This window comes from Enterococcus hailinensis, assembly GCF_045862035.1.
GTDB classification, from domain to species: Bacteria; Bacillota; Bacilli; order Lactobacillales; family Enterococcaceae; genus Enterococcus_A; species Enterococcus_A hailinensis.
On the sequence record NZ_BAAFRV010000003.1, the window covers coordinates 118,131 to 128,853 of the forward strand.

A 10,723-nucleotide genomic window follows, 5' to 3' on the forward strand; every position below is an offset into this window, starting at 1 on the left:
GGTTATTACACGATTCCATTATCGATTTGTTTTAATTTTTGATAATGCTTATTACTATTATTCAATTCCGTTGGTGTTCCTTGCATGGTCAGTTCCCCATCCTCAATGAAGATAACTTGATCCATGGCTTCTATTCCTTGTAGATGATGTGTGATCCAAATAATTGTTTTATCCTTCAATTCATTAAAAAAAGTATTGATTAACTGCTGCTCAGTTACAGGATCCAATCCAACAGTAGGTTCATCCAGTAAGATGATCGGTACTTTTTGTAATAAAATTCGGGCAAGTGCCAATCGCTGTCTTTCACCGCCAGAAAAACGTAATCCCGCTTCATCAACCATTGTTTCTAGCTTGTTGGGCAAGTTCTCAACCAATTTTCTTAATCCGACTCGTTCAAGAACCGACCATAACTCAGTATCTGTTGCTGATTCTCGGCCAATCCGAATATTATTCGCAATCGTTGTATGGAATAAATAAGGTGTCTGATGAATAACACCTAGATACTGACTAATCGCATCACCAAACTGATCTGTCTCAATATTATTTAAGGTAATTTTTCCTTTAGTCGCCTTCAAATCACCACGAATTAAATTGGCTAAAGTACTTTTACCTGAACCACTCCGGCCTAAAATCGCTATTTTAGCTCCCGGAACTAATTGCAAATCAATTCCTGCTAAAACTTCTTTGGGACTATTCGGATAGCGATAATGAACATCCTCTACTACTAAAGTTATCGGTTGATTGATCTTTGGAATCTCAGTAATTATTTGGTTGATTTCGGGTAAAGCATTTAAATTTTCAATTGAATCCTTATAAATATTGGTTTCTTGTGCTGCAGCTGGTAATGGCGCAAAAGCATCGATTAGTGGGAAAACCGATAAAACAAACGCGGCGATCCAATTAGCAGCCCCTCCATGATTTCCAGGGAAGATTTTGCTTGTCCATAACAATAAAGCTAATGTAATGATCCCGAACATCAGTTGTAAAATAAAATTACGTTTTCGCTGAAATTTCTGAATCTTCCGAGTTACTTTCCATAGTTCTGCTTCAGAAGTTTCATGATGATTCACGTAATCCTGTCCTCTTTGACTAAAAATCCAATCGGAGACACCTAGAACATTATCCGTCAAATCACTATATAAATTATTTTTCATTTGTTTTTGCTGTTCCTGACGAGCGCCGTTAATGATCACTGACCATAACGGCAATAAAAATACCACGACGCCTAATAGTAACAACATTGCTAGTGCAAAAAATGGAGAAAAGTACCCTAATCCAATAATCAGGAAGGCATACAATATCCAGGCAATAATTGTTGGAAATATCGTTCTTAAATACAAATTTTGAATGTGATTGATATCTTCAGATAGTAATCCTAAGATATCTCCTGTTCGATGATTTTGTTTGAAAAAAATCGCATCTTGTTCCAATGAATCATAGAGCTTCACTCTTAAATTCGAGGTCATCTTTAACACCCAGTTATGACTTACTAAGCGTTCAATGTAACGAAATACAGGTCGACCAATCCCAAAAGCACGCGTTAAAACAATTGGAATATAGATCAATAAAATATTCTCTGGCAAGGAAGCTGCTCGGCTGATCAAATAGCCGGAGTTGAACATCAATGCTCCTGCGCAGAAGAACGTAATAAAACCTAGGATCAAAGCAAGAATCAAAGATTTTTTATATTGTTTGAAGAAGGGTTTTACCCATTCATCTGTTTTCAAAACTTGAAATAAACCGATTCGATTCATACTTTTTCACCTCGCAATGCCTGAGTTAATTTAACAAAAGCGCCATTTTTCTGTTTTAATTCTTCGATCGTTCCTTTTTCGACTAACTTGCCTTCATCCATCACAAGAATATAATCCATTTCAGCTAACCAATGAAGTCGATGTGTTGCAAAAAAGACTAAATGCTTTTCCATTAATGGCAGCATCCGCTCTTTTATCTCTACTTCGGTTTCGATGTCTAAATGCGCTGTCGGTTCATCAAATAATAATATTTTTCGTTCTTGGTTTAAAAAGGCACGAGCTAATGCAATCCGCTGGGCTTGCCCACCACTCAATGGGCGTTCTCCCTCACCGAGTTTGGTATCTAACCCGTCTGGAAGTTCTGCGAGTAATTCAGTTAATCCAGTAACCTCAATCGCTTGTAGAATTTCTTCGTCAGTAGCATTCGGATGATAAAAGGCAATATTTTCTCGCATAGAGCGTTGGAAAATATAAGGATTTTGTGGAATATATATTAATTGTTCCTGCCAATTCGGTTGGTCAAAAGCCTTTATCTCAATATCGTCAAAAGTAATTTGACTTTTATTCGGTCGTAAAAAGCCGCTCAGTAAATTAATCAGTGTCGATTTTCCGGATCCACTCATCCCGATGATTCCAATTTTTTGATAGCCCTTAACTGAAAAGTCTACTTCAGCCCCTAACTTATCCTCGTAATTATATTGTAATGCTACGGCCAATCGACTGTCTTTGTCCCAGCTAGGCAGTGGCAGCTTTTCATCTTGGTTCTCAAGTATATCTAAAATTTTGTTTACATCATCCATGGCATTTTTTCCATCAAGTGTTGCGTGATAATCGCTGGAAAAATCTCTGATCGGTAAAAAATACTCGGGCGCTAAAATTAATACTGTTAGCGCTGGAAAAAGAAAAATTTCTTCGTTAATCAAACGTAAACCTAATAAGACCGCTACGACTGCTACTGATAGTGTCGTAAAAAAGTCTAAAGCAAATGTCGATAATATTGCCACTTTTAATGTACTCATAGTTGCTTCACGGAACCGTTCACTAGTCGAAAAAATACTACGACTATATTGTTTGCTGATACCAAAAAATTTTAATGTATCGATTCCTCTCAATGAATCAATAAAATGATTGGATAACAGTTGAAAAACTTTGTATTGTTTATCCGCCTTACTTTGAGCAGCATAACCCAGAATAATCATAAAGATAATGATCAATGGGAAAACAACTAATAAGACAATTCCAGACTGCCAGTCTAAGAGAAATATCATTACTAATAAAATCCAAGGAATGATCATCATATTTAGCATTTTAGGCACTATCAAATGAAGATATTCTTCAACTTGATTGATACCATCTAATGCTGTTGTTACAACACTTCCAGTGCCTTGTTTTTGAACAACTTGAGGGCCTAAACGAAAAATTTTCGTTAATAATTGACTCCTTAATCCACGTGCTTGTTCATAAGCATAATCTTCTAAAACTTGTTCTCTTAAATAGGTCATCAAATGACGCAATACATAAGCAACAAAAAAAAGACCTAGCCAAATAAATTGGTTACGTATGACTTCCCCACTCCATAAATTCGTGATTGACCGTGCTAATCCATAAGCTTGGCCAATGATAAAGATTGCTTGCAAGATCGATGATCCTGCAAGCAATCCAAGAATTTTTTTGATACCAGGAAGTTGTAATAACTTCTTATCGATCATTGTTGAACCCCCACCGCATGCGGATGTTTGATCCGTTTACGGAAAATGTAATATGTCCATGCTGTGTAAGCGAGCACGAATGGTAAAATCGTCAACGAAATATATGACATAATTCGTAACGTATACGGACTAGATGAAGCATGTTGAATCAATAAATCATTTCCTGGAATTGAACTAATCAAAACGCGTGGGAATAGTCCGCTGAACAATAATGCAACTAGAGCAAGCATAGTAAAGCCGCTAGCTAGAAATGCCAATAATTCTTTCTCTTTAAAGACAGAGATATTGGCGATGACCGTCAATACTACAATGACGACTAACAAGGCAAGAGTCACCGTAAAATGATTTTGGAAAAAGTCTGTTTTGAAATACATTAAAACTGCAAAGGCAATTAAACCTACATACAAAACACCGTATAAAACTTGCGCATAATTTTTCGCACGAGCCCGGATTGGGCCTTCTGTTCGTAACGAAATATAATTCAAACCATGTAAATAACATAATAAGGTCAAAGCCACACCACCAACTACAGAGAACAAGTTGATATAATCAGTAAATGTAGCCATCATATTATGGTTGGCATCCATCGGCATTCCTTGAATCATACTGATAAATAAAATACCAAAGAAAAATGGCACAATAAAACTGCCAATCGTCAATGTCCAATTCCAAATATTCTTATATTTTTTGGGCATGTGACTTCTAAATTCAAAAGAAACACCTCGAATGATCAAGCCAAATAAAATCGCAAATAATATTAAATAGTAGCCGCTAAATAATGAGGCATACCAGTAAGGAAATGAAGCGAACATAGCGCCTCCGGCAGTGATCAGCCAAACCTCATTTCCGTCCCAGACTGGTCCAATCGTCTCAACAACTTGATCTTTTTCATGTTCATCATGAGCAAGTGTTCGCACTGACATCCCAACACCGAAGTCAAAACCTTCTAAAAAGAAGAAACCTGCAAATAAAATACCGATCAATAAAAACCAAAAAAATTGTAAACTACTCATTCGTAAACGCCCCCTTATCAAAAGGATCTATCGATGGATCTCGATCAGGATCAATCGTACCTTCTATTTCAGGTCCCTTATTCAATTCACGCTTCACTAAATAAATCATTGTGATCGCTAAGCCCGAAAATAGTAAAAAGTAAACGATATTGGAAATCAATAAAGAGGTCGCTGATACATTTGGCGACACGCTGTCTTTAATGGTAAACAATCCATAAACAGTCCATGGATAACGGCCTAATTCCGTGACTAACCAACCTGCAGTATTGGCTAAAAATGGTGCAAACGTACATAATCCCATGATCCACAACATCCATTTTTTTTCGTATAAAATCGGATTTTTCTTTCTTGTTAAAAATAATCCTGCTACAGCCACAAAAAGCATCAACATACCAAAACCAGCCATGATCCGGAAACTCCAAAATAGCGTATTTACCGGCGGATAATAATTTTTAAACCCGTGTTCTTCGATCAATTCTTGATTGACCGTGTTCATCCCCTTGATCGATCCAGAGGGTTTTCCGTAAGATAAAATACTCAAGACATACGGTACTTTGATTCCGAATACTTGTGAATGTTCTTTTTCATTTGCCCAAGCAATCAATGTCCATGCAGCCGGATCACCGGTATCTTCATATGTTCCTTCCATTGCCGCAAATTTCATTGGTTGCTCTTCAATCAGAGCTTTCATCTGCAAATCACCGGCGGTCAGTACTGCCAATGAACCTAACAAAGTAATCACTAATCCGACTCGCATTGATTTTTTAAAGAACGCCCGCATCAGTGGATCTTTTCTTTTAATTAATTGGAACGCTGCTAAACCAGCAGCAATCATCCCACCCATCGTAATCGCTGCTGCAATTACGTGAGAAAATTCATACCAAACTTGATGATTGGTCAATAATGCACTAAAATCGGTCATTTCTGCTCGACCATTACGAAGGGCATAGCCAACCGGATGCTGCATAAAACTATTTGCAGTCAAAATCCAGAAAGCTGATAAGATTGAAGCGATAGTTACTAACCACATAAAAATGACATGGGTGAGTGGTTTGACCCGATCCCACGTAAAAATCCAGAGTCCTAAGAAAGTCGACTCCATAAAAAATGCTAACAATGCTTCTACTGCTAAAGGCGCACCAAAAATATCCCCGACAAAACGAGAATAATCAGACCAGTTCATTCCAAATTGAAATTCTTGAATGATCCCGGTCACGACCCCTACCGCAAAGCTTAATAAAAAGATATTTCCCCAAAACTTCGCCAATTGACGATATTTCTCATTCTTCGTTTTAACATATAAAGTTTCCATAATGGCAACAACTAATCCCATCCCAATTGAGAATGGTACGAAGAAAAAGTGAAATACGGTCGTCATCGCAAATTGAAAACGAGCCAACGTCACTATATCCATATTGATTCCTCCCCTACTATTGTGAATAAAAAAACGATAATAAAGCCCTTACTATCTAACTATAAGCTTAATAAAAAGAATTGCCAAATTTTCAGCTTAAACTGCATTTTTATGAATGTATACGAGAAAATTCGTCCTAGAGAAATTATCAAAAATAGATGATTTTGAGAAATCAAATTTTTGTTTTTTTAATTAATTTAATGACTATTAATTGAACTATGATAGTTTTTCACATAGAAAAAACAAAAAATTCGTTTTACTACTTTTTTATTACTACATAAAAAAAAGACCACCTTAAATGGTGGTCTACAGGGGTTCAGAACCGAAATAAACTTCTAAATGTCGTGGCAATACTTCAATGTCCAGCGGTAACTCTGGTCCCTCATCGCCATCAACACTTGGATGTAATTCGGCGTCTTCTTTGATGGTTAAACGTCCTTTGGTAAATGGTTTATAACCAATATTTTCCGTCGATTGATCGACTCCTTTAACAATATCAGGAACACTTTTTAAAGTGTCGGTGATTGTTTGGTCTTTCAGATAAAGTAAATACAACTTACCATCATTTGCTTTTGCGTCTGGAACAATGTTTTGGAAGCCACCCACCGTTCGAGTCAATACAATGACTACCGCACTACTCTCAATCTCACTTTCTTCTCCATCAATTTCCAATTCAAAGTGATACGTTTTATTATTCAGCACCTGTTTAACGCCAGAGATAAAGTAAGCCAATTTGCCAAACTTAGTCTTCTCTTCCACCTCCACATCACTGATTGCTTCAGGTATTCCACCTACTGCGACGATATTCATAAAATAATCATCATTGATTTTACCGATATCCAAATCGATTGTTCGCTCTACATCAAAATCCGAAATAGCTTTTTGTGGATGCATCGAAATATTTAGTGAACGTCCTAAATCATTGACTGTTCCTAATGGAAAAAATCCAAATTTGGGGCGATACTCTTGTTCAGCTAATCCGCTGATGGCTTCATTGACTGTCCCATCTCCTCCCATAGCAAAAACGCTGTCGACTTTTTCTTCAGCTGCTTGTTTTGCAAATTCGGTCGCATCGTTAGCTTTCGCTGTTCGTTTGACTTCTACCTCATCAAAAAAAAGACTTAATTTACGTTCAGCTTGGCTTTCATATTCTAATGCTTCTTCATTTCCGGAGCTTGGGTTGACGATCAATACTGCTTTTTTCATTCGTACTCATCCTCTCGAATATCTGGCTAGCTTATTTTTATATTTACAGTATAACAGGGTTTTTAGATATCTTTCTTCAAGACGACTCAATAAAAAAAGACAGAAACATCAACGTTTCTGTCTTTTTACTTCTATTATGTTTAAATGAAAAATTTAGTCGTTCAGATTGTACCGTAATTTCATATGCTCAGAACCAGAAATCACCATATCGCCAAATAATTTTGTTTGACGAGTTAACGATTCAGCCGCTAGTTTTTCGTTCGCAGCTTCTAGGAATTTTTGAACATCTTTTTGATCTGCCACTGCTTTATCTGTTTCATTTTGAATACGGTGATAAGCTGACATCGCTTCTAATTCAAACGTATTGCGGAAGTCAACATAGAAGTTGTAATCCGTATCTCCTAGCAAAGCAGTTGCACAACTCAACCAGTACATATTATTCAAATCGAAAGTCCCTGTCGCATCTTTATAGCAAGCAGGTGTGTCATTCACATTAGCATAAAACGGAACGACTGTATTAAAGGTGTTTGCACCATAGGCTAACCAATGTACCCCAGCGATCTCATCTGCAACACCATTACGAATTTGTAGAATATGAACATTATGATTACGATTGATACCGATTGGACGGATCAATGTTTTTTCAGTTTCAGTACCGTCACCATAAGGATCAAATTTAGTATTTTCAAAATGTGAACTCAAAACAAATTTCACATCTTCGATTGATATTTTTCGATTTGCACGACAAATGAATGGTAAATCTTGGTCCATCATGTCATGTTCTGCATCTGGTGTAAAGTATTTTTGACCGTACCATGCACGTGGATTATTGTAGACAGTATCTTTAATTGATGCACTGCCGAAGATATGGCGTAGATTATACCCTTCAAAATCAGGATTTAAATGATTTTCTTCGATTAGATCTTTTAAATCAGCTGAGCACAATGTATCTGCAGAATCAAAATCGAACGTATCGATATTCATGCGGTTTGGTGCAACGACATAGGCGTCATCTGGAATACGAACTGCTGCCCAATGATGACCGCCGATTGTTTCTAACCACCAAACTTCTTCTTTATCAGAAAAAGCAATTCCATTTGGTTCGTAGGTACCAAATTCTTTTAGTAACGCACCTAAACGTTCTACCCCTTCACGTGCACTATGGATATAAGGTAAGACTAAGGTTACGATGTCCTCTTCTCCAATACCTCCATCTACATATGGATCGATTCCTTGGATTCTAGGATTTGTTGTGATCGTTTCTGTTGCTGACATTGCAACATTTTCACTATTGATTCCTGCTGCTGGCCAAATACCATTGGTCAAAATAGAGTTTGGCATTGACGTATAGCGTAATGGGTTATCTGGCAATGCAATTTTAACTCCGCTGATAACCGCTTGATAATTTTTTGGTTGCTCTTCTGGTTGAACTACCACGAAGCGTTGTGGGTCTAAAGCTTCATGCCCATCATCGTTCCTTGAAATAATAGTTGAGCCATCGATCGATGCTTTCTTTCCGACTAGTACCGTAGTACAAGATCCTTTTACTCGTTTTGTCATACTTGAAACACTCTCCCTTTTCATGGTAGCTCAAGTATAACGCTAAAAAAAATAAATACCAAACGAAAGCCTAAAACAGGTTTTTTTAAACAAAAAAATCAATCTTTTTTATTTAAACTGACTATCAAATGATTTTTGCTAACAGTTTTTTGGTTTCTGCAATGCCATCTTCATAAAGCGATTGAACAATTTTCGAGCCGATCACTACACCATCACAAACTTGTTCAAAATTTCCAACATGTTCTTTCGTCGAAATACCAAAACCTGCAAGTACGGGAATATCACTGAACGCTTTGATGTTTGCTAAATGTTTTGTTAAATCCGTCCGATAATTTTGATCTGTCCCGGTTATTCCATTGACAGTAACAGCATAAACGAAACCTTCAGCTTCTGAAACCAATGTCTGAATTCGTTCACTAGAACTAGTCAATGATATTAACGGCAGCAGTGCGATGTCCGCTAAATCTTCTAAAATCAGTGCTCGATGCTCATAGGGTAGATCCGGGATGATCAAACCTTTCACATCCGTTTTTTGTAGATCAGTTACGAGGTTTTTAATTCCATAATGAAAAAAAGAATTACTGTAGCCCATCAGTATTAACGGAACAGAAAAGTTATTTTCTGTTAATATCGCAATAATTTTTTTCAAGGTTACTTGATGTTCAAAAGCCCGGATTCCCGCTGCTTGAATCATTGGTCCATCTGCTACTGGATCAGAAAAAGGAACGCCGAGTTCAATCGCTGAAGCACCGGATTCAATCAACATTTCGATTTCTTGTGGTAATTGGGCTAGCCCTTGAGCTCCAGCCATGATATATGGCACAAATAATTTTTCGTTCACTGCTTTGTCTTTTAGAATTCTCGTCAATGCTTTCATTTTTCCGCCTCCAATTCTTTGACTTGCTGGACGTCTTTATCTCCTCGACCAGATAGATTCATCACGATGATTTGATCTTTTTCCATTGTTGGAGCAACTTTCATCACTTGAGCTAGAGCATGTGAACTTTCTAAAGCCGGAATGATCCCTTCTAAACGTGAGAGATAATGAAAGGCTTCTAGTGCTTCTTGATCTGTGATCGCCGCATACTCTGCTCGACCAATTTCATGTAAAAATGAATGTTCTGGACCAATACCGGGATAATCCAAGCCAGCTGAAATCGAAAAAGCTTCTTGAACTTGTCCGTCGTTGTCTTGTAATAAATGCATTTTTGCACCATGCAATATCCCGACGCTGCCCTTATTGATCGAAGCCGCATGTTCATTAGTCTCTAAGCCAAGCCCAGCTGCTTCAACCCCCATCAGACGAACTGTTTCATCTTCAATAAATGGATAAAATATCCCCATCGCATTACTGCCTCCGCCGACACAAGCAATCACGAGATCCGGCAAACGCCGTTCTGCGGATAAAATTTGTTTACGGGTCTCGATCCCGATCACACTTTGATAATCACGAACAATTTCTGGAAAAGGATGTGGTCCTAAAACTGATCCCATCACGTAATGCGTATCTTCGACGGTTGCTACCCAATAACGCAACGCCTCATTGACAGCATCCTTTAAGGTTTTACTGCCTGAAGTTACGCTTTCAACTCTTGCGCCTAGCAATTCCATTCTAAAAACATTCAAGGCTTGACGTTTAACATCGACTTCTCCCATAAAAATAGTGCATTCCATTCCAAAAAGTGCAGCAGCTGTTGCTGTCGCCACGCCATGTTGTCCCGCACCTGTTTCAGCTACAACTTTTCGTTTGCCCATTTTTTTAGCCAACAGTACTTGACCTAAAGCATTATTGATTTTATGCGCACCCGTGTGATTCAAGTCTTCCCTTTTTAAATAAATTTTTGCCCCCCCTAATTCTTTAGTCAATCGTTCGGCGTAGTATAATGGATTTTCCCGCCCCACATATTGTTTTAAATAATACGCAAGTTCTTTTTGGAAGTTTTCATCTACTTTTGAGGCTTCGTAGGTCGTTTCTAATTCTTGGATGGCATACATTAATGTTTCTGGGATAAATTTCCCACCATATTCGCCATAAAATCCTGCTTGATTGGGTTCATGGTACATGTT

At 37.6% G+C, this 10,723-nt stretch carries 8 protein-coding genes; all 8 read right to left on the reverse strand.

Annotated elements, in window-relative coordinates:
• Positions 1–5: 5 nt before the first annotated feature.
• The 8 genes from cydC to trpB all read right to left on the reverse strand — a co-directional run bounded on the left by cydC (position 6) and on the right by trpB (position 10,720).
• Positions 6–1,754, reverse strand: coding sequence for a thiol reductant ABC exporter subunit CydC (gene cydC / locus ACKTSC_RS03590; RefSeq protein ID WP_407856851.1), 1,749 nt, complete (start codon positions 1,752–1,754; stop codon positions 6–8).
• Positions 1,751–3,463 (reverse strand): thiol reductant ABC exporter subunit CydD, encoded by a 1,713-nt coding sequence (gene cydD, locus ACKTSC_RS03595; RefSeq protein WP_407856852.1) that lies wholly within the window; start codon positions 3,461–3,463, stop codon positions 1,751–1,753. Before cydD ends, cydC begins: the two co-directional genes overlap by 4 nt.
• Positions 3,460–4,476: a cytochrome d ubiquinol oxidase subunit II gene (cydB, locus tag ACKTSC_RS03600; RefSeq protein WP_407856853.1), complete on the reverse strand. Its 1,017-nt coding sequence runs from the start codon at positions 4,474–4,476 to the stop codon at positions 3,460–3,462. The genes cydD and cydB overlap by 4 nt, the downstream gene beginning before the upstream one ends.
• Positions 4,469–5,890: a cytochrome ubiquinol oxidase subunit I gene (locus ACKTSC_RS03605; RefSeq protein WP_332579721.1), complete on the reverse strand. Its 1,422-nt coding sequence runs from the start codon at positions 5,888–5,890 to the stop codon at positions 4,469–4,471. Before ACKTSC_RS03605 ends, cydB begins: the two co-directional genes overlap by 8 nt.
• 306 nt (positions 5,891–6,196) lie before the next feature.
• Positions 6,197–7,096 carry a diacylglycerol/lipid kinase family protein gene (locus ACKTSC_RS03610; protein ID WP_332579720.1) on the reverse strand — a complete coding sequence of 300 codons (900 nt, stop codon included), beginning with the start codon at positions 7,094–7,096 and terminating at the stop codon, positions 6,197–6,199.
• 153 nt (positions 7,097–7,249) lie between these two features.
• The gene (locus ACKTSC_RS03615) at positions 7,250–8,656 is read right to left on the reverse strand and encodes a C69 family dipeptidase (RefSeq protein WP_407856854.1); all 1,407 of its coding nucleotides are present in this window, start codon (positions 8,654–8,656) and stop codon (positions 7,250–7,252) included.
• Between the two features lie 124 nt (positions 8,657–8,780).
• The gene (gene trpA, locus ACKTSC_RS03620; protein ID WP_407856855.1) at positions 8,781–9,533 is read right to left on the reverse strand and encodes a tryptophan synthase subunit alpha; all 753 of its coding nucleotides are present in this window, start codon (positions 9,531–9,533) and stop codon (positions 8,781–8,783) included.
• Positions 9,530–10,720: a tryptophan synthase subunit beta gene (gene trpB / locus ACKTSC_RS03625; RefSeq protein WP_407855217.1), complete on the reverse strand. Its 1,191-nt coding sequence runs from the start codon at positions 10,718–10,720 to the stop codon at positions 9,530–9,532. Before trpB ends, trpA begins: the two co-directional genes overlap by 4 nt.
• Positions 10,721–10,723 lie beyond the last annotated feature (3 nt).